Origin of the sequence: Streptomyces sp. NBC_01244, assembly GCF_035987325.1 — a bacterium.
Classification (GTDB): domain Bacteria; phylum Actinomycetota; class Actinomycetes; order Streptomycetales; family Streptomycetaceae; genus Streptomyces.
Genome location: NZ_CP108488.1, coordinates 8,902,630 through 8,928,450, shown reverse-complemented (window position 1 = coordinate 8,928,450; position 25,821 = coordinate 8,902,630). Strand labels below are relative to the sequence as shown.

21 protein-coding genes and 1 pseudogene are annotated in these 25,821 nt (G+C 71.9%); 6 read left to right on the top strand and 16 right to left on the bottom strand.

The genetic code is table 11. From position 1 onward, the window contains the following. Window positions 1–49 precede the first annotated feature (49 nt). Window positions 50–610, bottom strand: a complete 561-nt coding sequence (locus OG247_RS39715) for a TetR/AcrR family transcriptional regulator (protein ID WP_327256818.1) — start codon at window positions 608–610, stop codon at window positions 50–52. A gap of 107 nt (window positions 611–717) precedes the next feature. Here OG247_RS39715 and OG247_RS39710 point away from each other — a divergent pair, with 107 nt between their 5' ends. Continuing rightward, entirely contained in the window at window positions 718–894 is a 177-nt protein-coding gene (locus OG247_RS39710) for a DUF6126 family protein (protein WP_327257794.1), read from the top strand. Window positions 895–902: 8 nt separating this feature from the next. Here the strand turns inward: OG247_RS39710 and OG247_RS39705 are convergent, their stop codons facing one another. The 3 genes from OG247_RS39705 to OG247_RS39695 all read right to left on the bottom strand — a co-directional run bounded on the left by OG247_RS39705 (window position 903) and on the right by OG247_RS39695 (window position 2,908). Continuing rightward, on the bottom strand, window positions 903–2,129 hold the full coding sequence (locus tag OG247_RS39705) for a hypothetical protein (protein ID WP_327256817.1): 1,227 nt from the start codon (window positions 2,127–2,129) through the stop codon (window positions 903–905). Next, window positions 2,113–2,511 carry a hypothetical protein gene (locus OG247_RS39700; RefSeq protein ID WP_327256816.1) on the bottom strand — a complete coding sequence of 133 codons (399 nt, stop codon included), beginning with the start codon at window positions 2,509–2,511 and terminating at the stop codon, window positions 2,113–2,115. The genes OG247_RS39705 and OG247_RS39700 overlap by 17 nt, the downstream gene beginning before the upstream one ends. Before the next feature lie 136 nt (window positions 2,512–2,647). After that, window positions 2,648–2,908, bottom strand: a complete 261-nt coding sequence (locus OG247_RS39695; protein WP_327256815.1) for a DUF6158 family protein — start codon at window positions 2,906–2,908, stop codon at window positions 2,648–2,650. Between the two features lie 113 nt (window positions 2,909–3,021). Between OG247_RS39695 and OG247_RS39690 the strand changes: the two genes are divergently transcribed. Both OG247_RS39690 and OG247_RS39685 read left to right on the top strand, forming a co-directional pair. Continuing rightward, a complete protein-coding gene (locus tag OG247_RS39690) occupies window positions 3,022–3,627 on the top strand; it encodes a TetR/AcrR family transcriptional regulator (protein WP_327256814.1) in 606 nt (201 codons plus the stop codon). 38 nt (window positions 3,628–3,665) lie between these two features. Further along, window positions 3,666–4,886 (top strand): annotated as a pseudogene (locus tag OG247_RS39685) (MFS transporter); the annotation flags it as partial. A gap of 18 nt (window positions 4,887–4,904) precedes the next feature. Here the strand turns inward: OG247_RS39685 and OG247_RS39680 are convergent. The 4 genes from OG247_RS39680 to OG247_RS39665 all read right to left on the bottom strand — a co-directional run bounded on the left by OG247_RS39680 (window position 4,905) and on the right by OG247_RS39665 (window position 10,779). Next, a complete protein-coding gene (locus tag OG247_RS39680; protein WP_327256813.1) occupies window positions 4,905–5,834 on the bottom strand; it encodes a LysR family transcriptional regulator in 930 nt (309 codons plus the stop codon). Between the two features lie 143 nt (window positions 5,835–5,977). After that, on the bottom strand, window positions 5,978–6,382 hold the full coding sequence (locus OG247_RS39675; RefSeq protein WP_327256812.1) for a YunG family protein: 405 nt from the start codon (window positions 6,380–6,382) through the stop codon (window positions 5,978–5,980). A 108-nt stretch (window positions 6,383–6,490) separates the two neighbouring features. Then, entirely contained in the window at window positions 6,491–7,402 is a 912-nt protein-coding gene (locus OG247_RS39670) for an aminoglycoside phosphotransferase family protein (RefSeq protein WP_327256811.1), read from the bottom strand. A 176-nt stretch (window positions 7,403–7,578) separates the two neighbouring features. Beyond that, on the bottom strand, window positions 7,579–10,779 hold the full coding sequence (locus OG247_RS39665) for a TIM-barrel domain-containing protein (RefSeq protein WP_327256810.1): 3,201 nt from the start codon (window positions 10,777–10,779) through the stop codon (window positions 7,579–7,581). Window positions 10,780–11,026: 247 nt separating this feature from the next. Between OG247_RS39665 and OG247_RS39660 the strand changes: the two genes are divergently transcribed. Continuing rightward, the gene (locus tag OG247_RS39660; protein ID WP_327256809.1) at window positions 11,027–12,361 is read left to right on the top strand and encodes a chloride channel protein; all 1,335 of its coding nucleotides are present in this window, start codon (window positions 11,027–11,029) and stop codon (window positions 12,359–12,361) included. Window positions 12,362–12,451: 90 nt separating this feature from the next. Here the strand turns inward: OG247_RS39660 and OG247_RS39655 are convergent, their stop codons facing one another. After that, a complete protein-coding gene (locus OG247_RS39655; RefSeq protein WP_327256808.1) occupies window positions 12,452–12,808 on the bottom strand; it encodes a hypothetical protein in 357 nt (118 codons plus the stop codon). Window positions 12,809–13,031: 223 nt separating this feature from the next. Here OG247_RS39655 and OG247_RS39650 point away from each other — a divergent pair, with 223 nt between their 5' ends. Then, window positions 13,032–13,340 carry an MMPL family transporter gene (locus tag OG247_RS39650; RefSeq protein ID WP_327257793.1) on the top strand — a complete coding sequence of 103 codons (309 nt, stop codon included), beginning with the start codon at window positions 13,032–13,034 and terminating at the stop codon, window positions 13,338–13,340. Between the two features lie 174 nt (window positions 13,341–13,514). Here the strand turns inward: OG247_RS39650 and OG247_RS39645 are convergent, their stop codons facing one another. From OG247_RS39645 to malX, 5 genes are all read right to left on the bottom strand, one after another. Further along, on the bottom strand, window positions 13,515–15,320 hold the full coding sequence (locus OG247_RS39645) for an ABC transporter permease/substrate binding protein (protein ID WP_327256807.1): 1,806 nt from the start codon (window positions 15,318–15,320) through the stop codon (window positions 13,515–13,517). After that, window positions 15,320–16,393: a quaternary amine ABC transporter ATP-binding protein gene (locus OG247_RS39640; protein WP_327256806.1), complete on the bottom strand. Its 1,074-nt coding sequence runs from the start codon at window positions 16,391–16,393 to the stop codon at window positions 15,320–15,322. Before OG247_RS39640 ends, OG247_RS39645 begins: the two co-directional genes overlap by 1 nt. A 181-nt stretch (window positions 16,394–16,574) precedes the next feature. Next, window positions 16,575–17,474: a SigB/SigF/SigG family RNA polymerase sigma factor gene (locus tag OG247_RS39635; RefSeq protein ID WP_327256805.1), complete on the bottom strand. Its 900-nt coding sequence runs from the start codon at window positions 17,472–17,474 to the stop codon at window positions 16,575–16,577. A gap of 386 nt (window positions 17,475–17,860) precedes the next feature. Continuing rightward, window positions 17,861–19,084: a MalY/PatB family protein gene (locus tag OG247_RS39630; protein WP_327256804.1), complete on the bottom strand. Its 1,224-nt coding sequence runs from the start codon at window positions 19,082–19,084 to the stop codon at window positions 17,861–17,863. Window positions 19,085–19,088: 4 nt separating this feature from the next. Continuing rightward, window positions 19,089–20,690 (bottom strand): maltose/glucose-specific PTS transporter subunit IIBC, encoded by a 1,602-nt coding sequence (malX, locus tag OG247_RS39625; protein ID WP_327256803.1) that lies wholly within the window; start codon window positions 20,688–20,690, stop codon window positions 19,089–19,091. Between the two features lie 234 nt (window positions 20,691–20,924). Between malX and OG247_RS39620 the strand changes: the two genes are divergently transcribed. Then, window positions 20,925–22,487, top strand: coding sequence for a S8 family peptidase (locus OG247_RS39620; protein WP_327256802.1), 1,563 nt, complete (start codon window positions 20,925–20,927; stop codon window positions 22,485–22,487). A gap of 85 nt (window positions 22,488–22,572) precedes the next feature. On the opposite strand, the gene OG247_RS39615 is transcribed toward OG247_RS39620, so the two are convergent. Together OG247_RS39615 and OG247_RS39610 are read right to left on the bottom strand one after the other, a co-directional pair. Next, window positions 22,573–24,045, bottom strand: a complete 1,473-nt coding sequence (locus tag OG247_RS39615; protein ID WP_327256801.1) for a cellulose binding domain-containing protein — start codon at window positions 24,043–24,045, stop codon at window positions 22,573–22,575. Further along, on the bottom strand, window positions 24,042–25,658 hold the full coding sequence (locus OG247_RS39610; protein ID WP_327256800.1) for a beta-N-acetylhexosaminidase: 1,617 nt from the start codon (window positions 25,656–25,658) through the stop codon (window positions 24,042–24,044). The genes OG247_RS39615 and OG247_RS39610 overlap by 4 nt, the downstream gene beginning before the upstream one ends. Window positions 25,659–25,821: the final 163 nt, after the last annotated feature.

Genomic DNA, 25,821 nt, shown 5'->3' with positions numbered 1-25,821 from the left:
TTCACGGTTGTTTCACGGTCGTACGCGGGAGGGGTTCGGGGGTGCGGGCTCAGGCCGCCGGGGACGGCCGGGTTCCGCTGAGGAAGGAGGCGAGGACGAGCCGGCCGATGTCGCGGCGGGCGAGGTGGCCGTCGCGGACGCCCTCGGCGGCGGCGTCGAGGAGTCCCCAGAGCGAGTACCAGATCCAGTACGCGGGCAGGTCGACGCGGAGCCGGCCGAGGCGCTGGCCGAGTGCGAGGAAGGCGAGGGCCCGCTGGTCCTGGCGCTGGATCCCGGCCCGGAACTCGGGGTCGGCGAGCACGGTGGCGTCGCGGGAGGTGAACCCGTACAGGTGCGCGGCGGGCAGCAGCCCGGTGACGAGCCGCTCGAGCGCGGCGTCGAACTCCGCTCCGTCGGCGTCGCCGGGCAGGTCGGCGGGGGCGAGGCACCCGTCGACCACCTCGATGGCCCGCACGGCGACGGCTTTGAGGAGCGCCTCGCGGGTGGCGTAGCGGCGGCTGAGCGTGGCGCGGCTGGTCCCGATGCCCGCGGCGATGTGCGCCATGGAGGCACTGTGATCGCCGGCGAGCACGCGTGCGGCGCCGTCCAGCAGCTCTTCTTGGTTCATCATGCGATCCTCCTTCGTATCAAACGATACAAATTTGTCTCACATGAAGCAAGTCTGATTCACGAACGACGTCGGGGGACGCACGGACGCGCCCGTAGGCTGTTCGGGTGATGACGGACCAGGACGAGCATTCCGAGCGGGCGCGCTCCGCCGCCGCGGCGGCGAAGTACGAGAAGTGGAAGGAGAACGGCGTACTGCTGCGCGCCTTCTTCTACATCGCCGGCACGCACCTCTTGGCGGGGTTCGTCTGGCTGCTGTTCATGCTGGGCGAGCACGCCGAGAAGTAGGCGGCCGGCTATCTCCGGCAGATGGCTACCGGCGAGAGACCCTCAGTGCTGTGGCGGACCCACCCAGCCTCGGCACTCCAGTGCAGGACCTGCGTGCGGTCCGGCAGGCAACCGGCCCACATGCCGGTCACCCCGGCGGGCAGCTCCGGGGCACGGTCGGGAAGCAGCCCGTCGCGCACCAGGCGATTCCAGGCCGGCACCCTCGTCCAGGTCAGCCAGAAGAAGACCTCACGCCTCACCCGGCGAGGATCGGCTCGGAGCAGCTTCGCCGCCAGGTCGGGGTGAAGCGAGAATTCGCCCTCCAGGAGGTCGACCAGGTCCGTTCCCGCATCCGCGCTCCGTGGCCCGGGAAGGGCCGCAACGCCCTCCCGCCAGGTCGTGGCCTTCGCGAGCTCGATCCTTTCGTCCACCAGCCTGCGCGCACGCTCGACGAGCTCGGATTCCGACAGCCCGCCAGGGAACAGGGCCTGGAGGTATTCGACTGCCTTCAGCTCGTCGTCCGCTCGTCGCGACTCCAGACGAGCGATGAACCCCGGATCGAACGACTTCACCGGCCCCATGGATGCCTCGGTAGGCGCGGCGGTCGCGGGCGCAGGCCGCACGCCTCCCTTGGCCTGCTCCTTCTTACGCTGCCTGGCCTCCTTCTTCTTCGCGTCCTCCTCATCGACGGCAGGCATGCCGTCGAACCCGAAAAGCACCCCTGTCCGGATCTCGCCCGCCCCATCGCCACCGGGTTCGGCCCAGGCGGACAGGACCCCCGCTCGGCTCAGCACTCCGTACGGGCAGGCAGGATCATGAAGGGGGGCAGAGACGCAGACTCTCCCCATCAGCAGGTCCGATACGCCGCGCCGTTCCAGCTCCTCCAGGGCAGGGACGACCACTCCGAGGAAGTCCCTCGATTCCCGCGCCCCCTTCTTTCCCCGGGGAGCCTTCACCTTCACGGTGCTGTCGACCATGACGTGCCAGCCGGAGCGCAGCGTCGGGGCCGGGCACGCCGCGAGGTAGGGGTTCCAATCGCGTTCGTTCCGCTCCGCGACCCCGCTGGTCGCGAACGTGACCTCCAGCGCGCCGCACTCTCCCTGATGGAAGTCGTACCGGCCGTTGACAGGCGTACTCCTGTCATGGAAATCGCGGCATTCGACGCACTCGTCGTAAGGCTCGACCTTCCGGCCGGTCGCATGCTCAACGATGCGGGCGGCGGCGAGTTCGCTCTCCTGGCTACTGCTGAGCGACATGCCGATCCTCCGAGGGACCCTGCGGCTCCCAGGGCAAAGCAAGTTCGCTGGGGAGCTGGGACAACGTCAGCAGGAGATCGTCCCGGCTGAACTCGATGCCGGCGGCCAGCAAAGTGCGGGCATGCCCGTCGAGTGCGGAGAGCAGTTCGTCCGGCAGACCGGCCGCTGCGGGAATCTGCCAGGCGTCCTCCAGAACGGCATCCAGTTCATGGTTTTCCACCCGCAGGTGCACATGCACCGACCACGGGTCGATCGCCCTCATCGGCCCCCGGACCGAGCGGCCGCGTTTGCCCACGATCCGGTTCCCGGCGAGTTGCAGCGCCCTCAGGACGGCCAGCTCCGAAACTCCGGCGATCAATGCCTCACGGCCCTGCTGGTCCATGCACGCGTCCTCTCCCCAGACCGGTTCCTCGAATTCCTCGAACCAGGCTAGGGACTCCACGTCGGCCGGACGATCACTTTTCAGTTGTGGTCATTTGTGGTCGGTTGCGAACCCGCCGCTCACGGCCCGAGCCCCGCTACCCCTGTTCGTCCGCTCCCGTGCGGGCGCGCGCGCCGGAGCGGGTGCGGCCGGTGGTCTGGGCGCGTTCCGGATGGCGGCGCAGGTACTCGCCCTCCAGTTCCTCCATCCGCCGGGTGTGCGTGACCAGCGCGTCGTCCGATCCGTGCAGCAGGGTTTCGTGACGCGTGCGGTGGATGGCTTCGAGCTCCTTCATCAGGCGGCCCTCTTCGAGTCCGCCCGCCGACGGCCCGGCCTCACGGGCCTCGCGCTCCGCCATGGCAGGTCACCTCTCCCTCGGCCGGGCCGGGCGCCTCGCCCGGCCGCGCTCATCCCATCATCACCGAGAGAAGGAGATAGACACTGTCTACGGCTCGGTGGTAGACACTGTCCATGGATCAGGAGAGCGGGCTGCGCGAGCGGCTGATCGACGTCGGCGTGGAGCTCGTGACGAGCGAGGGGACCGCCGCGCTCGGGCTGCGCGAGATCGCCCGCCGCGCCGGGGTGTCCCACGGGGCGCCCCGCCGGTACTTCGCCACCCACCACGCGCTGCTGTCCGCGATCGCCCGGCGCGGTTTCGAGGAGCTCGGCTCCCGCATCCCCGCCGCGATGGCGGGCCCGGGTGCGGACGATCCGCGCGGGCAGGTGCGGGCGCTGGGGCGCGCGTACGTCGGCTACGCGCTGGAGCACCGCGGCATGTTCGAGCTGATGTTCCGCCACGACCTGCTGGACGGCAGCGGGCAGGACGGGCCGCCGGGGGGCCGGCTCCGGGACTCCACGCTGCCGCTGTTCGAGCTGCTCGTCTCCCTGGTCGCCCGGTGCGCGGCGACCGAAGCCCCCCGCATCACCGCCGCCGCGCTCTGGGCCAATCTGCACGGCGTGGCGCAGCTGTGGGCCTGGGGCAGTCTGCCGCTGGTGCTCGACGGCGATCCGGCGGCCTCCGTCGACCGAGTGGTCGACGCCGCCCTCGACGCACATCTGCCCGGGCACCGCCGGTGAGACCCCGGCTCGCGCTCTGCGTCAGCGCGGCCGGCGCGATGCTCGTCGCCCTCGACGGGACGGTCCTGCTCATGGCGCAGCCCAGCCTGCGGCGGGACCTCGGCGCGAGTCTGGCCGAGGTGCAGTGGACGAGCGGCGCGTACCTGCTGAGCGTGGCCGCCTTCCTGGTCCTCGCCGGGCGGCTGGGTGACCGGTACGGGCACACCCGGCTGCTGTTCACCGGCGTACTCGGCTTCGCGGCGGCCTCGGCGGGCATCGCGCTCGCTCCCGGGGCCGGCTGGGTGATCGCCCTGCGCGCGGCCCAGGGGCTGTTCGGGGCACTGCTCCAGCCGGCGACGCTCGCCCTGCTGCGGCTCGCGTACCCGCCCGGGCGGATCGGCGGGCCGGTCGCGGTGCGGACCACGGCGATCGGGCTGGCCGCGGCGGCCGGGCCGCTGCTCGGGGGTGTGCTGGTCGAACGCTTCGGCTGGCGCGCGGTGTTCGTGGCGAACGTCCCCGCCGCCCTCGCGATCGCGGCGGCGGCCCTGTTCGTACGGGTCCCCGCGCCCCCGCCCACCGAGCCCGGCCGGATCCGGCCCGGCGGTGCGGCCCTCCTCGCGGCGGCCCTCGCGGTGCTGGTCCACGCGCTGGCCGGCGTACCGGAACACGGCTGGTCGGGGCCCCGGACCCTGGCCGGGTTCGCCGCGGCGGCCGCGCTGGCGGCCCTGCTCGTACGGTCCGAGCGCCGCTCCGCCCAGCCCCTGGTGCCGCGCCCGGTGGCCCGCTCCGTACCGGTGACGGCGTCCGTCGCACTGCTGGCCGTGATCTCCGCCGCACTGTTCGGGGCGCTGTTCGGGGCCAGCTTCGCGCTCCAGGACGCGGCGGGGCTCGATCCGCTCGCGACCGGGCTGCGCGTGCTGCCGATGACGGCCGCCATGGTCGTCGGCGCACCGGTGGCGGGGGCCCTGCTGCGCCGGTTCGGAGCCCGCGGGACGGCGATGGCGGGGACCGGGCTGGTGGCGCTCGGGATCACGGGACTGGGGCCGGGCTGGGGGTTCGGGGTGCTCGGCGCGGGCTTCGCCGCGGTGATGGTGACGGCCACCGGGACGGTGGTCGGGGACGCCCCGGCCGGGCACGCGGGGGTGGTGGGCGGGCTCAAGCAGACGGCGATGAACGTCGGACCCGCCCTCGGCATCGCGGTGGCCGCGGGGACCGGGGCTTCGGTCGCGGCGCTGGCCGCACTGGCCGCCGTAGGACTGCTGCCCGCGTCACGGCTGCCGTCGTCACGACTGCCGTCGTCACGGCTGACCGGGTCCCGGCCGGCCGGGGGCGGTCGCGCGGGCCGTGCAGCTGCGGGCCACCTCGTCGGCGAAGGCGCGGGCGAGCGGGGAGAGGGCGGACCAGCGCCGGACGGCCCAGCCGACGGCGAGCGGCGGCAGGGCGGGGACCGGGACCAGGCGCAGCGGTCCGGTTGATCCGGGTACCTGCCAGCCGGGCAGCGCCGGTACGACGGCGTGGCCGAGGCCCAGTTCGGCGAGGAGGAGGGCGGTGTCCCAGTCGGCGGCGCTGGTGTCGGAGCTGATCCGGACGCCGGCTTCGGCGAGGGCGGCGTCGAGCTGGGCGCGGGAGGCGGAGTTCTCCGGCAGCCGGATGTGACGGATGGCGCCGAGGTCGGCCGGCTCCAGGCGGGAGCGGGCGGCGAGGGGGTCGTCGGCGCCGACCGCCAGGACCCAGGGCAGCCGCATGACGGGGCGCTGCTCGATGCCCCGCACGGGGGCGCCGATGGTGATCCACGCGAGGTCGAGGTCCTCGGCGGAGAGGGCTTCGAAACAGCTCCGGCTGGAGTTCTCGGTCTGGAACTCCAGGCTGACCCGGGGGTGGCCGCGCCGGAAGGCGACGATCGCCTCCGCCATGAAGTGGCGCACGGTGGTGGCCCCGGTGGTGACTCGGACCGAGCCGCCGTCGCCCCGTACGAGGTCGTCGAGCCGGCGCAGGGCTCCGTCGAGCCCGGCGATGACGTCGGCGGCGGCCGCCCGGAGGATCAGGCCGGCCCAGGTGGGCGAGACCCCGCGCGGGTGGCGCTCCAGGAGCGCGGTGCCGGTTTCCTTCTCCAGCCGGCGGATGTGCTGGCTGACGGCGGACTGCGTGCGGCCGAGGTCGCGGGCGACGGCACTGAGGCTGCCGGCCCGGCAGACGGCGACGAAGACGCGGAGATCATCGAGGGTCACAACCCCCAAGCTATCCCTTGGGGGTTGCGAGAAATCCGGAGGATTGACTTGGATGTCCGGCTGTCCGACGATCAGTTCACGGCCCAGGGCGGCAACCCGGTCCCGCCATCGCGAGGGTGGGACCGGGTGCCGACCCGCTGGAGCTAGGCCGTCTCTTTCGGGGCACCGGTGAGCTTGGCCATCACCTCGTCGCGCAGGAGCTCGTACTCCGTCCGCAGCCGGCGCCATTCGCTCTCCGGGGGACGGGGCATGACGATGCCTTCGGTGATCTTCTCCTCCGGGCCGAACTGCTCGCGGGTGAGGTCGATCTCTATGCCGAGGCCCAGACGGTTCCACCAGTGGTAGTCCACGCGCTCGCCGTCGACGAGGACCTCGCCGCGGATCAGCTCGCCGCCCAGCAAGTCATTGAGGACCATGGCGGTCACACCGCACTGGTCGCGGGCCGGGTTCTCCCTGGTCCATCGGTCGCGGTACTCGGGCGTGCACGTCATCGCGCTCCAACTGCTGCGGACGGCGCGGTCGATGTCGGTCAGAAGGAAAGGCGTCATGCCGCCCATGCTCGCAACCGGCACTGACAACGAGCCATACCCCGGCCGACCGTCCGGTCGGATCGTGCGCGTTCCCGTCATTCCCGCCCGGTCCCGTGCGCGTTCCGGTCATTCGGGCCCCGGGACCGCCGCGAGGAGTTCGCCGATGACGTGGCGGGCGATGGCCGCCATGACCGGATTCGTCTCCTTGTAGTAGTTCAGTTCCATGAGGGCGATCGACAGGGCCCAGCCGCGGGCACGCGTCCACATCGCGTCGTCGGCGTCCAGGGCGGCGCGGAAGGCGGGTCGGGCCGCGGCCGGCAGGACGTACCAGGCCGGGATCAGGTCGACGGCGGGTTCGCCGAGGCCGGCGCAGCCGAAGTCGATGACGGCGGCGAGCTTTCCGTCCGCGAGGAGCAGGTTCCCCGGTTGCAGGTCGGCGTGGATCCAGACCGGCGGCCCGGACCAGGGCCCGGCCCGCAGGGCCTCCTCCCACAGGGCGGTCACCGCCCCGGTCGGGACGTCGGCGTCGGCGCTCGCGCCCAGTTCCGCGATCGCGGCGCGGGTCGCGGCGTCCCGGTCCGCCAGGGTCTCGCCGCGGTAGGAGGCGGGAGCGTCCGCCGGATCGGCCCGGTGCAGTGCGGAGATGAACTCCGCCAGCTCCTCGGCCAGGAGGTCCGGCTCCGCGATCCGGCCGGGCACGGGGTTCTCGCCCGGGACCCAGCCGAAGACGGACCAGGACCAGGGATAGCCCTCGGCGGGCCGCCCCATGCCGATGGGGGCGGGGATGGCGGCCGGCAGGTCCGGGGCGAGCCGCGGCAGCCAGACGTGCTCCATGCCCACGTCGCCGGCCGCGCCGGGCGTGCGCGGCAGCCGTACGACCAGGTCCCCGCCCAGCCGGTACATGGCGTTGGACGTTCCGGCGGAGTCGACCCGCTCGACCGGAAGCTCCGCCCACCGGGGGAACTGCCCGGCGATCAGCCTGCGCACGAGGGCGGTGTCGATGTCGGGTTCGTCGGCGTGCATTTTCCCGGCGGGCATGAGCACCTTCCTGAAAGGTACGAGGTACGAGGTACGAGGATCGCGGCCCCCACGGTAACGGCCGCGCCCCGGCACGCCTGAGCCCGGCCCGGCTGGGTGCCGGGCCGGGCTCGGTGGGGGGTGTCAGGCGGCTCTCATCGGGATGCCGGGCACGTCACGGGGGCGCGCCCGCGGGGTCACGGGGTGAAGGTCCAGCGCTGGGCCGCGGTCGTCGCGCACGCGACCCGGGTGAGTTTGGTGCCGTTGGCCGTGGCGGAGCCGGCCGGGGTCAGACACTGGCCGGAGTTGCGCAGGCTGCCGTCGGGGCCGGTCTGCCAGCTCTGGCCCGAGCTGCCGTTGCAGGTCTGGATCGCGACGGCGTTGGCGGTGGCGGCGTCCAGGCAGACTCCGCCGAGGCCGGTCAGCCGGCCGTCTCCCTGCAGGGTCCAGCGCTGGTTGGGGCCGCCGTGGCAGCTGTAGAGGGTGGGCTGGGTGCCGGGGGTGGTGGCGCTGCCCGGCAGGTCGATGCACGTGGTCGAGGCTCCGTTGACCAGGGTGGCGGCCGCGGGCAGCGGGGTCGGGCGGCCGGTGAGGGTGATCTCGGCGGCGCTGGTCCAGGGGCCGCGGCCGCCCGCTTCGGTCAGCGCCTTCAGCCGGAGGTAGCGGCCCGCCTTCGCGGAGAGGGAGACCTGTTTGACGGCCGCCGTGTCGGCGAAGGTGCCGGTGGCCACCGGGGAGCCCCAGTCGGTGGTGGTGTCCGAGACGTATACCTCGTAGCCGCCGATCCGGCCGTTGACCCCGCCGTCCTGGCGGGGCAGGTAGCCGAGACCGTCGGCGGTGTAGCGGGCGCCGAGGTCGATCTGGATCTCGTGCGGGAGCGGCGCGGGGGCGGAACCGGACCAGGCGGTGTGCCAGATGGTCCCGGTGTTCCCGTCGAAGGCATTGCGGGCGGCGCCGTTCTCGCCGCCGGTCTCCTGGCTGTCGGCGGAGACCAGGGTCCAGGCGGTCTGCGGGACGGGGCTGGAGGTGACCGGGATGGGGTCTGCGGCCGGGACGGAGGTGCCGCTTGCCGAGACGCTGAACGCGCCCGACTTCGTACCCGTCTTGATCCACAGGATGCCGCCGCGGTCGGCGGAGTCGAAGAACCAGCCCGTCGCCGCCGCGTCGTAGGCGGCCTTGCCGGTCAGCCGGGTGAGGGCGGCGCCGTCCACGGTGAGCGCAGTGGGGGCGGTGGCCACGTGGAGGCTGAACTCGTAGCCGCGCGAGGCCGGTTTGCCGGTGTAGCTGCCGGCCGGGGCGGAGACGGACACGTTGACCGTGCCGGAGCCGGAGGCGGGGGCGGTGACCTCGACCTGCTGGCGGGCGAAGGCTCCGCTCTGGTGGGCGCGGGTGATTCCGTCGTCCTCGTACAGGCTGAAGGAGGTGGCGCCGCGCGGGTGGATGTCGTAGGTGAGGGTGGAGACGGGCTTCTCCCCCGTGTAGTTCATCTGCGGCCACATCGGGACGATGGCGCCGCCCTTGACGAACAGGGGCAGGGTGTCGAGGGGCGCCTGGTAGCCGTTGAGCCAGCCCGGTCCGGCGTAGGTCTTGCCCGTCCAGTAGTCCGTCCACGTGCCGGCCGGGAGGTAGATGCCGTCCCGTACGGAGGTGTCGGAGACCACGGGCGCGACGAGGAAGGAGTCACCGGCCATGAACTGGCCGCTGGTCAGGTTGCCGCGCGCCACCGGGTCCTCGGGGTACTCCAGGACCATCGCGCGGGTGCTCGGGACGCCGGTCTCGTGCGCGGTCCGGCTCATCGTGTACAGGTACGGCATCAGCCGCATCTTCAGCTGGAGGTACTTGCGGTTGATCGAGAGGTACGGCTCCGCGAACCGCCAGGGCTGCTTGTCCTGGTAGCCGGCGGTCGGACCGGTGGCGCCCCAGCCGGACATGGTCATGAAGGCCGGGGTGAAGGCCTTCCACTGGAGGTCGCGGGCGTAGGTCTTGGGGCTGCCGGCGAAGATGCCGTCGACGTCGCCGGTGGCGTAGTTGAGGCCGGAGAGGCCGGCACCGGTGATGGCGGGGACGTGCCAGCGCATGTCGTCCCAGGTGCCGTTGGTGTCACCGGTCCAGACGACGGCGTTGCGCTGGGTGCCGGCCCAGCCGTCGACGGTCCAGACGTAGCGCCGGGCGTCGGAGTTCTTCTCGATGCCGTCGACGGCCTGCTGGACCCCGGCGAAGGCCGTCTTGTAACCGCCGCCGATCCAGGCGACGTCGGTCTTCACGCCCCGGGAACCGGAGACTCCCACTTCCTCGTTGATGTTGCCGAGGCCCGTCGAGGTCCACAGTCCGGTCTGGAAGCCCTTGGCCTTCAGGGCGTCGACCGTGGACTTCAGGGGCGCGGTGTAGCCGCAGCCGTAGCCGTCGTTGGGCAGGAACCAGCCCGAGGGCATGTCGGCGGCGCGGGCGTCCGTGGCGTAGCCGACGACGTCCGGGGTGGTCTGGTGGCGGAGCCGGTTGTGATCGCCCTGGTAGGCCGGGTTGGAGGCGTTGAAGCAGTCGGCGTTGCCGAGTTCGAAGCCCCACGCCGGGGCCATGAAGGGTTTGCCGCTGACGTCGGTGTAGGCATCGAGGACGGTCTTGAGGGAATTGCCGGTGAAGTACCAGGCGTCGAAGCGCTTCTCGTCATGGGTCAGCGTGGTGGGGGCGTTGAAACCGTACGAGCCCGGGGCCCAGGTGTTGCGCATCACGCCGTAGTTGTTGGTCGACACGTAGAAGGGCGCGGGGCTGGCGTTGTTGTTCTCGCGCCATTTGTTGTCGACGGCGATCGGGACGGTCTTGCCGCGCAGCGCCCATTCGCCCAGGCGCAGGCCCGTTCCGTAGAACTGCTCGTCGGTTCCGCGCGCGAGGTACTGGGTGGTCTGGCTGCCGGTCCAGGAGGTGGGCTGCGTCTCCTGCCAGACGAGGGTGGAGTTGTCGGCCCGGTAGACGGAGAACTGCAGCGGGGTCTTGTTGACCCGGATGGACAGGGAACCGGTGGTGATCTTGTAGTACGTGCCCGCGTCGGTCCAGGCGGCGCTCACGGGGCCGAAGTCGGTGGTGGGGGCGAGGTCGGTGCCGGCCGGGTCGCTGGTGAAGGTGCCGTCGGGTGAGAGCCAGAGCCGGAAGATGTCGGCGCGGGCGACGACCACCCGGGCCTTGGCCCCGCCGGAGGTTGCGATCGTGAAGGTGCTCCCGGACTGGGTGACGCCGGTGGCGTTGCCCGCGGTGGCCGGGGCCGGCGCCGCGGCCCCCGCCGAGGCCGGTGAGGAGAGGGGGCCGGCGGTGGCCAGACCGGCCACGGCGAGGGCCGCGGCGAGCAGCGCGGCCGCCGGGGCGCGCCGCCGCCGTGGGCTTCTGCGGATGCTGATGAGTCTCATGGGGCGGCTCCTCGTGCGGTCCGGACTGCCGACACACCTTTTGGCATGCACCGGGCAACATAGCGGCCCGGAGGCCCCATTTGAAGGAAGATGCTCGGAATGGCTGGTCAGCGAGCATCTTTGAGCACGTGGGCGGAAGGTGATCCGAAGGTGATCCCTCACCCGTATGGCCCACCCGCCCTGCGCGACGCGCCCCGCGCACCGACCCTGGGACGAACCACGGACGTTCCTGGAGGGCCCCGCACTCATGGCACAGGCGCAACAGCCCGCATCGCTCCGTCAGCTCCTCCTCGCCCCCGGGACCCTGCGACTGCTCGTGCTCTCAGCGCTCATCGGCATCCCGGTCTCGCTGTTCGCCTTCGGTTTCGTCAGCCTCGAACACGAACTCCAGCACTGGGTCTGGCACACCGCACCCGACCTGCTGGGTTACTCCCGCCCCCCGTGGTGGTGGGGCCTGCCGACGCTCACCCTCGCCGGACTGCTCGCCGCGCCGATCATCACGCGGATGGCCGGCGCCGGCGGACACGTCCCCGCCTACGGCTTCGGCGGCCCGCCGACCATGCCCCGCGAGACCCTGAGCGTGGTCCTGGCCGCGCTGGCCTGCCTGCCCCTGGGCGTGATGCTGGGACCCGAGGCACCCCTGATGGCGATGGGCAGCGGCCTCGCCCTGCTCAGCATCCGCGCGGCCAAGCGCGCCGCCGAGCCCGAGCTGGCCACGGTGCTGGGCATGGCCGGATCCACCGCCGCCATCAGCACCATCTTCGGCAGTCCGCTGATCCCGGTGGTGATGGTGCTGGAAGGAGCCGCCCTCGTGGCCGGGGGCGCCCGCATCCTCGTACTGATCCTGCCCGCCCTGGTCGCCAGCGGAGTGGGAGCCCTGGTCTTCACCGGCTTCGGGCACTGGACGGGCCTGGGCATCGGCGCGCTCACCCTCCCCCAGGAACCCGCCGTCGGCCTGCCCGACGCGGGCGACTTCCTGTGGGGGATTCCGATGGCCGCCCTGATCGGCGTCGTGGTCGCCCTGGGCAAGTCCGGGGGCCTGCGCGTGCACGCCTGGACGGGCACCTCCGCGCAGCGGATCGTCCTGTGCGCGGTGGCCGTCGGCCTCTGCGTCACCGGCTACGCGCTGATCACCGGACGCTCCCCCGAGGAGGTGGCCCTGTCCGGCCAGAACACCGTCGGCATGCTGGCCGCCGAGCCCTCGTCCTGGGCGGTGGGCGCGCTGATCGCCCTCTCGGTCTTCAAGCTGATCGGCTGGAGCATCGCCCTGGGCAGCCTCCGGGGTGGTCCCATCTTCCCGTCCATCATGATCGGGGCGGCGATCGGCGTCGCCTTCGGCGGCCTTCCCGGATTCGGCATGGGCCCCGCCCTGGCCGCCGGCATCTGCGCGGCCGGAGTGGCCGGTACCCGGCTCCCGGTGACCGGCGTGGTCCTGGCCGCCGCCCTACTGGGCAAGGAGGCGCCCACCCTGATGCCGCTGCTGGTGCTCTCGGCGGTGACGGCCCTGCTGGCCTCGGCCCTGATCGACCACCAGCGCCCCGCGGACCCGGCCCACCTCCAGCCCGCCCCCGCCGACGCCTGAGCCGGCGGTGCGCTCCCCCGCCCATCGGCTACGGCAGCACCCGCGTTCCCCGCACGGACGACGGCGGGCTCGTCCAGCTGGCCGGCAAGCTCAGGCGAGGGCCCGTCGCCGACCCGTGACGGGCAGCGGGCTCACGGCCAGGACCGGCGCCGCCGGCGAGCCGTGCCGGTGTCCGCAGGGATCGAAGACCAGAAGCACCGGCTGCCCCGGACGCTGACGCCACGAGATGCGTTCGGGTGCTTCGTCGCACACCGGGCAGCACGGCAGCGGACCCGGCTGACCCGCCGGGCTCGACTGACCCGCCGGGCTCGACTGACCCGCCGGGCTCGACTGACCCGCCGGGCTCAGCTGACTCACCGGGCTCAACAGGCCCGACGGGCTCGGCCGCCTGGGCTCGGCCCGGTACTCGGGGGCGGCCGCGAGCTGCGTGGAGTGCGGATCGCTCATGGAGACTCCCTGGTCGTGCGGTTGGACTGATCGCACTGTGCCATGGACCTGCCCCTTTGCGCACGGGTGAATCCTCCAGTGTTCCGGCGATGTTCCGGCAGGTCAGAGGTGTGCGCCCCGGGCTCCTCCCGCCCCTCGCCGCGGACTTGGCGCTCAGCGCGCGCCCTCCGCGACCTCCGCTCCCGCGGTGTGAGTCCGGCCGGAACTCCGGCCGTCTGCCCGCATCGACCTGTTCCCGACCGCCGATCCGCACGGACAGGAGGCCCGCGACATGGTCGCCGGACCGGTCCGGGAGGCGGTGGCCGCTCACCGGACGGACGGTACCGAGGCACATGTCGGCGGTACGGCGGCGGTCTTCTCCGACATCGCGTCCGCCGTGGACGAGGACGTGATGCTCTCGGTGGGTCTGGGCTTCGCGGCGGCGCTGGGTGCCTCGACGCTGGTGTTCCAGCACGGGGCGGGCCGGCCGGGCGTGGACTTCTCGCTGCCGCTGGTGCCGGCCCTGGCCGCGATCCTGGGCCGGTTCCTGTAGTGGCCGGTGCGGCGACGCCCGGGTTCCGAGGAGCCGGTGCCGTGCGGCGGCAGGCACCGGGAGTCGGAGCGGGTCATGACCGGCTGATCCGATCCGGCCGTGCTGATCCGGCCGTGCGGGGGCCGGTGCGCGAAGCTCCGTGGAACGGGCTTCGCGCACCGGCCCCGCACGTGGTCAGGCCAGCTTGGCGACCTCGGGGTGCTCGGCCAGCCAGGCGCGGACGGCCTGCTGTTCCTTGCCCTTGCCCGATTCCTGGATCCTGGCCTCCAGACCGGTGAGCTGGGCCTCCGTCAGCTTGAAGGAGCTCAGCCACTGGGCGACCTTCGGCTCGTCGGCCGCGAAGTCCTTGCGGGCGACGTTGTGGATGCCGTCGCCCTTGCCCCAGGCGGCCTGGGGGTCTTCGAGCTTCGTCAGCTCGTAGGAGGCGTACGCCCAGTGCGGCGACCAGAGCACGACCGCGACGGGCTCCTTCTTCTCGTAGGCCCGCTTGAGTTCGGCGAGCATGCCCGGGGTCGATCCGTCGACGACCTTGTACTCCCCGTCGAGCCCGTACTGGGGCAGCACCTTGTCCTTGAGGAGGCCCATCGCGCCGGCGCTGGGCTCGATGCCGATGATCCGGCCCTTGAACTCGCCCGCCTTGCCCTTCAGGTCGGCGAGGGTCTTGACGTCCTTCATGTAGGAGGGAACGGCCAGCTCGATGGAGGTCGGCCCGTACCAGGTGCCGAGGTCGTCGAGCTTGTTGCCGTACTTCTTCCAGTACTCGGACTGCGTGGTCGGCAGCCAGGCATCGGTCTGGAAGTCGACCTGACCCCCGGCGAGCCCGGTGAAGAGCGCGCCGAGTTCCAGCTGCTTGGCCTCGACCTGGTACCCGCGGCGCTCCAGGAGCTCCTTCCAGAGGAAGGTGGAGGCGATGCCCTCGTCCCACGGGATGTAGCCGATGCTGAGCTTGCGGCCCTTGCCGATATTCTCGACCCCGGCCCCGCCGACGGCGTTGACCTGCGACTTCCCGGAGTCACCGAAGATTCCGAGGCCACCCGCGACCAGGGACAGCACCACGGCCGAGGCCACGGCGAAGACGGGCTGCGGGCGGTGGCTCCACACCTTGGCGGTGCCGGTGGCGGCGGAGCGGGCCTTGGCGAGGGCGCGGCGGCCGAGCGGGGAGACCTGGCGGCCCAGGGCCCCGGTCATCCGGTCCAGGTACATGGCGAGGATGACGATGGAGATGCCGGCCTCGAAGCCGAGTCCGATGTCCACGCTGCCGATGGCCCGGTAGACGGCGCCGCCGAGGCCGCCGCCGCCGACCATGCCGGCGATGACCACCATGGACAGGCCGAGCATGATCACCTGGTTGATGCCCGCCATGATGGTGGGCAGCGCCAGCGGGAGCTGGACCCGTACGAGGGTGTCGCGCGGGGTGGTGCCGAAGGCTTCGGCCGCTTCGACGAGTTCGGCGTCGACCTGGCGGATGCCGAGCTCGGTCATCCGGACGCCGGGCGCCAGCGAGAAGATGATGGTGGCGATGATGCCGGGCACCACGCCCACCCCGAAGAAGATGATGCCGGGGATGAGGTAGACCATCGCCGGCATGGTCTGCATGAAGTCCAGGACCGGCTTCAGGGTGGCGCTGACCTTGTCGGAGCGCGAGGCCCAGATGCCCAGCGGGATCGCGAAGACCAGCGTGACCAGAGTGGCGACGAGGACCAGCGCGAGCGTGGACATGGCCTCGGGCCACAGGGCGACGGAGTCGACCAGGGCGAAGCCGGCGAAGGCGAGCAGGGCGGCGAGCAGACCGCGCAGCCACCAGGCGGCGACGGCGAGGATGCCGGCCAGCAGCAGGGGGTTCGGCGCGGACAGGACGGCTTCGATGCCGTCGTAGAGCCCGGTGACGAGCGCGGCGATGGCGTCGAACAGCCAGGACAGGTGGCTCTGGAGGAAGTCGACACCGCTGTCGACCCAGGAACCGAGGTTCAGGCGGGGCATCAGGCAGCCACCTCCGCGCAGTCCAGCGGGGCGCGTTGCTCGTCGCCGATGAAGGCGATGAGGCGGCCCTGCGGGACGGAGCCGACGACGGTGCCGTCCTCGGCGGTGACGGCGACGTCGTGCGGGACCCGGGCGCTGACGGCGCACACGTCGGCGAGCGGGGTGCCGGCGGAGACGGTGGGGCAGCCGCAGTCCGGCCGGCCTCCGGGGTCCCCGGTCATGACGGCGTCGGCCGTCAGCACCCGCGAGCGGTCCACGTCCTGGATGAAGGAGGCGACGTAGTCGTCGGCGGGGCGGGTGAGGATGTCCTCGGCCGTGCCCTGCTGGACGATGCGGCCGTCGCGCATGACGGCGATGGAGTCGCCGAGCCGCATGGCCTCGTTGAGGTCGTGGGTGATGAACACGATGGTCTTGCCCAGGCTCTTCTGGAGTTCGAGCAGCTGGTCCTGCATGTCGCGGCGGATCAGCGGGTCGAGTGCGCTGAAGGACTCGTCCATCAGCAGCAGGTCGGCGTCGGTGGCCAGGGCGCGGGCCAGGCCGACGCGCTGCTGCATGCCGCCGGAGAGCTCGTCGGGCCAGGACTTCTCCCAGCCGCCGAGCCCGCAGAGGGCCAGCGCTTCGGCGGCCCGCCGTTCGCGCTCGGCCCGGGGGACGCCCTGGACCTCCAGGCCGTAGCCGGCGTTCTCCAGCACGTCGCGGTGCGGGAACAGGGCGAAGTGCTGGAAGACCATGCTGATCTTGGTGGAGCGTACGCGGCGCAGTCCGGCCGGCGAGAGGGCCGTGAGCTCCTCGCCGTCGAAGAGGATGCGCCCCGCGGTGGGCTCCAGGAGGCCGTTGAGCATGCGCAGCAAGGTGGACTTGCCCGAGCCCGACAGACCCATCACGACGAAGATCTGGCCGGGCTCGACGCGGAACGAGGCGTCGATCACCGCCGCCGTCGTTCCCTCGGCGCGCAGCTCGTCGCGGTCGGTCGCGCCGCTTTCGAGTGCGCGGACCGCCTTCGCGACGGCCGCGCCGTTGTCGGGTCCTTTACCGAACACCTTGTACACATGCTCGGCTATGAGCGTGGACACATACACCTCAAGGGTCGTACAGGAGACGGCCCACCGGTTGCGTGCGGCCGGCGGGCCGTGGAGCGCGACGGGATCCGCCCGTCACCCGCGATCCGGCCGTCGTCGGCCGGCGGACGGGTCCGCTCCAGCAGCGCTACTGCCCGCGCTTAACCTCTGCAAACGGTGAAGTGAGTCATGTCACTTACGTTGCGTCGCCGCCATCGCCCGTGGCTGCGCCCGTGCCACCGGATTCCGCTTGCTGCGGGGACCCGGCTCCGGACCGCTCCGGGTCGGCGAGCATCGAGGCCCGCAGATGCGCCAGCACCCGGGTCAGGAGGCGCGAGACCTGCATCTGTGAGATGCCGAGGGCGGCGCCGATCTGGGCCTGGGTGAGCTCCTCGCCGAAGCGCATCGCCAGCATGCGGCGCTCGCGGTCGCTGAGGCGTTCCAGCAGCGGCGCCAGCGTCTGGATGTCCTCGACGCGCTCCAGCGCCGGCTCCTCGGCCCCCATCGTCTCGGCGAGGCTGTGGCCCTCGGTGCGGCCGTCGGAGTGCTCGGAGCCCGGGGCGTCGAGGGAGCCGCTGGTGTGGCCGTTGGCGGCGACGAGCCCCTCGATGACCTCTTCCTCGGTGAGCGAGAGGTGAGCGGCGAGGTCGGCGACCGTCGGCGGCTGGTCGAGGAGCGCCGTCAGCTCCTCCTTCGCCTTGGCCAGGTCGATGCGCATTTCCTGGAGCCGGCGCGGTACGCGGACCGCCCAACTGGTGTCGCGGAAGTACCGCTTGATCTCGCCGGTGATGTACGGCATGGCGAGGGAGGCGAACTCCACCTCGCGGGCGGGGTCGAACCGGTCGATGGCCTTGATCAGGCCTATGGTGCCGACCTGGAGGAGGTCCTCCAGGTCACCTCCGTCACCGCGGCCGCGGAAAGGGCGCATCGCGAACCGGACGAGCGAGATGTTCATCTCGATGAGGGTCTCGCGGACGTACCGGTACTCGGGGGTGCCCTCGTCGAGCTCGTGGAGCCGGCGGAAGAAGAGTCGCGTCAGCTCGCGCGCGTCCGCGGGGGCCACCTCGCGGGGCTCCGCGATCCGGGGCGGGAGCAAGGTGCCCGCGGGCTCTCTGCCGGGGGCGGAGCTCGGGGCTCTGCCGGAGGCGGGGCCCGGGACGGAGCCGGCCGGCCGGCCGGCGCAGGGGCCGGGACGGGTACCGGTGCGGGGGCCGGGAAGGGAGCCGGGAAGGGATCCGGTCCGAGGACCGGGAAGGGGGCCGGCGGTATGGGAGAACGGGGTGGGCATCGGCACGGGGTCGCTCCTTGGGCTGGTCGGCTTGCGGCGCATGACCTTGATGGGCGTTCACCCTAGCCGGTTCCGGATCCGTTCCCCAGTCCCCTTCTTCCTAGATCAACGAGCCGGAGACCTGCCGCATTTGCGGCAGGGCTCCGTTCCGGTCGCACATCGGCCGTCCGGCCGCAGTCCCCTCGGCCGTCCGGTCAATTCCCTGCGGCCGTAGGCCCTGTGGCGTCGGGGGAAGCGGCGCCGACGGCGGCTTCGGAGGTGGCTCCCGAGGTGGTGCGCAGCGCCCGGATCAAGGCCTCGATGCCGGCCTCGGCCTTGGAGCGCGGGCAGCCCACGTTGAGGCGTACGAAGCCCGCGCCTTCGGGCCCGTAGGCGGTTCCGGGCATGATCGCCACCTTCTCGGTATGAATCAGCTCACGTTGGAGCACCTCGTCGGGAACTCCGAGGGGCCGGAGATCGATCCAGGCGAGGTAGCCGGCCCGGGGCGGATGCCAGTCCAGCTCGGGGAAGGCATCGGCGAGACGGTCGCCGACCATGCGCAGGTTGTCCGCCACGTAGGCGTTGAGTGCGTCGAGCCAGGGCCCGCCCTCGCGGTAGGCGGTGATGTGTCCGGCGACGGAGAGGACCGCCGGGGAGGACAGTCCGTCGGCGTCCTTGAGGAGGGTGAGATAGCGCTCGCAGGACTCCGTGTCGCCGAAGATGCCGTAACTGCCGGTCAGTGCGGGGATGTTGAAGGACTTCGAGGCGGAGGTCACGATGGCCCAGCGGCTGCCGGGGCGGCCGTGCAGTGCCCAGGGGCGGTGCGGGGCGTGCGCGAGGTCGGAGTGGATCTCGTCGCTGATCACCGCGACCCCGTGGCGCTCGCACAGCTCGGCCATCCGCTCCAGCTCTGCCCCGCTCCACACGTGGCCGGTGGGATTGTGCGGGGAGCACAGGAGCAGCACGGCGGTGTCGGGGCGGGCCAACTCCCGCTCCAGACGGTCCCGGTCGTGGAGCGGGACCCCGCGCATGTCCCGGTCTCGGGCGGCGAGGAGGCGGGGGAAGGCGTCGTAGGCCGGGGTGTGGACCACGACCCCGTCGCCGGGCGAGGACCACAGGTCCAGGATCCGGCCGACCTGGTAGAGGACGGCGGGGGCGTAGGCGATGCGGTCCTGCTCGACGGGGGTGTCATAGCGGGTCGCGTACCAGTGCCGGACGGCGGAGAGGAAGTCCTCGTGGCGCCAGCGGGAGTAGCCGAGGACCCCGTGCTCCATGCGGCCGCGCAGGGCGGCGAGGACCTCGGGGGCGGTCTCGAAGTCCATGTCGGAGATGGTGAAGGGGAGCAGGTCCGGGGTGCCGAAGCGGTCCTCGACGTAGTCCCACTGGGTGCACCAGGTGCCGTGCCGGTCGACCGGGGCGTCGAAGTCGTAGGTGCCCATCGGGTCAGCCGACCGGGGTGAGCTTGGCGAGGGCGTCCTTCACGGACTGGACCTGGGGGCCGATGACGACCTGCACGTTGTGGTCATCGAGCCGGACCACGGCGATGGCTCCGAGCTTCTTCAGCCGGGTGTCGTCCAGCAGGGCGGCGTCGCCGACGGTCATCCGCAGGCGGGTGACGCAGTTGTCGAGCGCGTGGATGTTGGCCGGGCCGCCGAGGGCTTCGAGGATGGCGACCGGGTCGTACTTACCGGCGACCAGCTCGGCCTTGGGGGCGTCCGCGTCGGCCTCGGCCCCGGTGTCCGCGGCTCCGGGTTCGGTGGGCTCGTCCTCGCGTCCGGGGGTCTTCAGGTCGAACCTGGTGATCGCCCAGCGGAAGAGGAAGTAGTAGACGGCGAACCAGATCGCGGCGATCACCGGGACCAGGTACCACTTGGTGGTCGTGCCCTGGAGGACTCCGAAGACCAGCAGGTCGATGATGTTGCCGTCGGTGTTGCCGATGTACACGCCGAGGACGGCGGAGACCAGGAAGCCGAGGCCCACCAGGACCGCGTGGATCAGGTACAGCCACGGCGCGATGAAGAGGAAGAGGAACTCCAGCGGTTCGGTGACCCCGCCGACCACGCAGGCGACGACGCCGGAGATGAGCAGCGCCTTGATCTCCGGGCGCATCGTGCGCTTCGCACAGTGGTACATGGCCAGCGCGGCGCCCGGCAGACCGCCGAGGTACGCGGCCATCTTGCCCTGGGACAGGAACTGCGTCGCGGTGTGCGCCGCGCCGGAGGGGGTGGGGCAGGACAGCTGTGCGTAGAAAAGGTTCAGGGCGCCGCTGACGTTCTCCCCGCAGACCACCCCGGCGCCGCCGGCGTCGGTGAAGCGGAACAGCGCGACCAGGATGTGGTGCAGGCCGATGGGGCGGAGCAGCACCTCGCCCATGCCGAAGAAGAAGGGGCCGAAGACTCCGGCGTGCGCGATGCCCGTGCCGACGGAGGCGATCCAGCTTCCCAGGGTGGGCCAGACGAGCGGGACGAGGAGTCCGACGATGCTCATGGCGAGGGCGGAGACGATCGGGACGAAGCGCAGGCCGCCGAAGAAGGCGAGCGCGTCGGGCATCTGCTGGGTGCGGTAGCGCTTGTGCAGCAGGGCCACGATCACACCGACGGCGACCGCGCCGAGCAGTCCGGTGTCGATGGACTTCACGCCCAGCACGTCGGCGATGCCGTAGTGCGCGATCTCGCCCTTGTCCTCGAAGTCCACGCCGCGCGTGGTGAGGAAGAAGTTGACGGCGAGGTTCATCGAGGCGAAGCCGACGAAACCGGAGAAGGCGGCGACGCCCTTGTCCTCACGCGCCAGGCCCAGCGGAATCGCCATCGCGAAGAGCACGGGAAGGAACTTGAAGGCCACCAGTCCGGTGTTGGACATCCAGGTGAAGGCCAGCTGGAGGGGTTCGTTGTCCAGGAAGGAGAGGTTCTGCAGGACGGCCGGGCTGGAGAGCGAGGAGCCGACGCCGAGCATGATGCCGCAGAAGGCCAGAAGGGCCACGGGCAGCATGAAGGTCTTGCCCAGGCCCTGGAGGAATTCCCAGAGCTCTGCCTTCGTCTTCTTCATGGTGGATCTTTCGTCCTGATTCGGAGGGGTTCGCACATAAAGATTCCGTTCTGTAAACCGGTGGCGCTAAGAGGAGAAGGGCCCCAATCCACAAGGCCTGATGCCTCCCGCGCGGGCCCCTGCCCGGAGCTCTTCCGAAGCTCTTCCGGAGCTCTTCCGGAGCTCTTCCGGAGCTCTTGTGCGGAGCCTGTGAAGGCAGCACTCTGAGCGGACGACTCAGGGGGGTCCTCTTTCATGATCACGAGATCACGCTTATTGCGGCGGTACGGAGCCGCGTTCGCACTCGCCTCGGCGCTCGCGCTCGGGGTGGACACCGGGGCCTCGGCAGCAGCCCCGCCGGAGGGCGAGGTCCTGTACGCCGGGGCGCCCGGAGCCGTCGCCGACAGCTACCTCGTCCTGCTGGACCCGGCGCGCGCGGGTTCCCGTACGGACCGGGGACGGTCCCTGGTCGAGCGGTTCGGCGGCACGGTGGGCCGGACGTACGACGCGGCGGTCAACGGCTATTCCGTGCGGATGACCGAGCGCCAGGCCCGGCGGCTCGCCGCCGATCCGGCCGTGGAGACGGTCGCACAGAATCGGAAGCTGCGCCTCGACACCACCCAGCCGACCCCGCCGTCCTGGGGCCTGGACCGGATCGACCAGCGCAGGCGGCCGCTGAACAACGCCTACACGTACGCCTCTTCGGCCGGTGTGGGGGTGACCGCGTACGTCATCGACACCGGAATCAACATCAGCCACAAGGACTTCGGCGGGCGTGCCCGGTACGGCTACGACGCGATCGACGACGACTCCGTCGCCGAGGACCTGCACGGACACGGCACGCACGTGGCCGGGACCGTCGCGGGCACCACCTTCGGGGTGGCCAAGCGCGCCAAGGTGGTGGCCGTCCGGGTCCTCGACTGGAACGGGGAGGGCACGACCGAGCAGGTGGTCGCCGGCATCGACTGGGTGACCCGGCACGCGGTGAAGCCGGCCGTGGCGAACATGAGCCTGGGCGGTGACCCCGACAGCGTCCTGGACGCGGCCGTGCGGGGCTCCATCGCCTCCGGCATCACCTACACCGTGGCCGCGGGCAACCAGGACAAGGACGCCTCGGGGCATTCTCCGGCCCGGGTCTCCCAGGCGATCACGGTCGGGGCGCTGAGCACCCACGACGCCCGCTCCACGTACTCCAACTACGGTTCGCTGGTGGACCTGTTCGCCCCCGGCGACTCCATCACCTCGGCGGTGTACTGGGACGACGAGTGGAGCACCCAGATGTCGGGGACCTCGATGGCCTCCCCGCACGTCGCGGGCGCGGCGGCGGTCTACCTGTCCCTCAACCGCACCGCCACCCCGGCCCAGGTGGCGACCTACCTGAAGGGCAAGGCCACCACCGGGGCCGTGCTCGACCGCGGTCCCGGCTCCCCGGACCGCACCCTCTACATGGGCAGCGTGGCGAACCGGGTGGTCACCAAGCGGGTCTCCAACACCAGGAACTACGCGGTCGGGGACCTCAAGACCATCAGGTCCCCGATCACGGTCAGCGGGGTCGAGGGCAACGCCCCCTCCAAGCTGGACGTGGAGGTGTCCGTCAAGCACCCGGACTCCGGGACCCTGCGGATCGATCTGATCGCACCCGACGGGTCGGTGTACCCGATCAAGGACGAGTACACCGACTGGGGCGAGAGCGACCTCGTCGGTCTCTACACGGTCAACGCCTCTTCGGAGACGGCGGCCGGGGTGTGGCGACTGCGGGTGTTCGACGCCTTCTCCGGGAACACCGGGTACCTGGACTGGTGGGCGCTGCGGTTCTGAAGGGCAGGTTCCGAACGGCAGTACGGCGGCGCGCTCCGGGGCTGAGGACCCCGGAGCGCGCCGCCGTTCGCGGCGGTCGGCCCGATCAGCTGTTGGGGACGTTGTCCACGAACGCCGTTCCCGCGGTCCGGTAGCCGCCGACCTTGGCCGCGACCTGGGCCGGGGTGAGGACCTGGTCCTTGACGTGGAGGACGTAGTCCACCTTCTGGTCGTAGGCGCGGGGAGTCGAGCCCGGCTGCCCGTTGAGGTCGATCAGCCACTGGTTGAAGTTGATCGACATGCCCCGCTCGGGCAGGTACTTGGCGTCGTGCGTGCCGAAGACCTGGCCGTCGACGTAGTAGGTGATGACGTTGTTGTCGATGGTGAGCACCAGGTCGTGCCAGCCCGCATAGCTCATCCGGGACTCGGTGTGCTGGTTGACGGCCACCCACGGGTCGGCCTGGTACGTCTCCCAGGACGTGGTGTAGAGGATGTTCGAGGGCTCGCCCCAGCCGCCGTTGGGGAGGTACTCGAAGTCGTACTCCGAGTAGTCGTCGGCCAGCGGGGCCTTGAGGTCGTTGATGGGGAAGAAGGTCTGCACGAGGTGGTCCCCGTCCGGGCCGTACTTCGGGGCGTCGGAGAACTTCACCCGCGCCGCGTACGTCCCGTTCTTGAACTTCATCGTCTTGGTGAGGATCTCGGTGTGCTTGGTGCTCTCGCCGGTGCCGGCCGTCGAGCTCTCCAGGTTCATGATCGTATTGCCGCCCTCGGCCGCGAAGGTGACGTTCTCCGGCGCCCAGGTGGCGCCCGGGACGCCGGGGCCGCCCCCGTTGGAGCGCACGCTCCAGCCGTGGGCCCCTATCGCGGGGTCCGTGGAGGAGGTGTACGTGAAATCGTCGAAGAGGGTGGCTCCGGCCGGCCCCGGGTCGGTCGGGGTGGGCGTGGGGCTGGGGGTGGGATCGGTCGGCGTCGGGTCGGGGGTGTTGCCCCCGGGTGCGGTGCCCCAGACGGTGCCGGTGCCCAGCTTGGCGGTCACCTTGTCCCAGTCGCCGTACGCGGTGCGGGACCCGTCGAAGGAGTAGTCGTCGGACTGGCGCAGCGTCTGCCAGTCGGCACGGTGGAAGCGCAGCTGCATGTCGCCGGTGTCGGCGCCCGGGGCGAGGCTGCCGGCGCCGCCGGTGAAGGTGATCTCCAGGTAGCGGTCGGCGGTGGCCGTCGGGGTGGCGAGGGTGCCGAAGGTGCCGGTGATGTTGGCGCAGCCCTTGACCGCCCAGGAACAGGCGTACCGGTACTGGGTGCTGGGGCTGTCCGCCTTGAAGTAGTAGCGGAAGCTGACCTGGCTCAGGGAGACGGCGCTGGTGCCGTTGTTGACCACCTTGAACCAGGGCTCCGCCTGGTCGGCGGTGGCCCCGCTCGCGCTGGTGCGGTACTGGACCTTGACGGAGTCGGCCGCGGCGTTGGCGGGCAGGGCCGTCAGGGCGGCCGAGCCGAGACCGGCGGTCAGGGCTACGGCCAGGGCCAGGGCCGTACGGCGCTTGCGGAGGGGCGTGTGGCTCGGTGCACGGGTCGGGGTGCTCATGCTGTGTTCCTCTCGGGGTGGGGGGAGGGAAGGGATCGGCCGCGCACGCCGAGGGCGGCGAGCCGGGTCTGGTGGTGGCCTTGGCGGCGCAGGAAGTCCGGCCAGTCGCGGTGCGCCGACCAGGCGGTGTCGGCGAGGGCGCTCAGCCGGGGGAAGGCCAGGTATTCGAGCTCGGCCGGGGTGCGCGCGTACTCGGTCCACAGCTGGGCCTGGGTGCCGAGGACGCGGCGGGCGGCCTCGGGTTCCCAGTGCGCGGGGGCGGGGTCGTTGTCGTAGACGCCGCGCAGGTCGAGCACGCCGCCGTCCTGGCCGCGGGGTTCGCCGGGGTCGGCGGACTGCGGGTAGTCGAGGTAGGTGGAGCGGTAGGGGGTCATGATCACGTCGTGGCCGCGCAGGGCGGCGGCACGCCCGTGTTCCGCGTCGAGCCAGGCCAGGGCCGTGAAGGAGGCGGGCAGTTCGGTGCCGGTTCCGGTCCAGCCGAGCGGGCGGCGGCCGAGCCCGGCCAGGTGTTCCGCGACCTCGCCGAGGAACCAGCCGTGGAGCGCGCCGGGGCCGGCCAGCCCTTCCGCGGCGACCCGGGCGCGGGCGGCCGGGGAGCGTTCCCATTCCACGCGCGGGCATTCGTCGCCACCGAGGTGGACGTAGGGCCCGGGGAACACGTCCGCGACCTCGTCCAGCACGCCCCGGCAGAAGTCGAGCACGGCGTCGTGGACCCCGAAGACGTTCTCGCAGACCCCCCAGCGGGTCCACGTGTCCAGCCGGGCCCCGGGCCGGTTGCCGAGTTCGGGGTAGGCGGCGAGGGCGGCGCGGGCGTGCCCGGGCATCTCGATCTCGGGCACGACGCTCACCCCGCGCCGGGCCGCGTAGGCGACGAGCCCGGCCAGCTCCGCGCGGGTGTAGGCGCCCTCGTGCGGGGTCCCGTCACCCGCGGTCTGGGCACGCCGGCCGCCGATCTCGGTGAGCCTGGGGTACGCCGCGACGGGCATCCGCCAGCCCTGGTCGTCGGTGAGGTGGAGGTGTAGGACGTTGAGCTTGTGCAGCGCGAGCAGGTCCACGAAGCGGCGTACGTAGGCCACGGGCTGGAAATGGCGGGCCACGTCCAGCAGGGCTCCGCGCCAGGCGAACCGCGGCCGGTCGGTGATCCGCACGCAGGGCATCCACCAGCCGGCGGCGGGGGTACGTCGCCGCGCGCCCCCGGCGGCCAGCGCCTCGGGCGGCAGCAGCTGGCGCAGGGTCTGCACCCCGTGGAGCAGACCCTCGGGGTGGGCGGCGCGCAGCAGGACGGAGTCGGGGCGGACGGTGAGGACGTACCCCTCGGGGCCGAGGGGCTCCTCCCCGGGCTCCCCGGGAGCCGTGTCCCCGGGCGTCAGGAGGAAGGCGATCCGCCCCTCGGGGTCCGGGGCCAGCGGCAACCCGGTGGCGGGGGTGAGCAGTTCGCGCAGCAGGCCGGCCGCCGCCTCGGCGCCGGGTCCGGCGCGCAGTCCGGTGCGGTGGTCCAGGGTGAAGCGGCCGGGCAGGGCGGTGACCGAGTCGGGGCGCGGGACGAGCGCGAGGTCGGGGCGGAGGGAGGCGACGGCGGCATCGGGCGCGGTTTCGGTCACGGCTTCGGTCACGGTCTCGGAAGTTCCTCACCTGGCTGTTCCGTCAACTCAACCGGCAGGGCAAGGAGTTGACCAACTGACCAATTGGTTAGCTGAGTGGCTAGAAGGTGACACGGCCCGAGTGCGGCGTCAACCCCGTACGGCCCGAATGATTTCGACGGACTCCTCGCGCCCC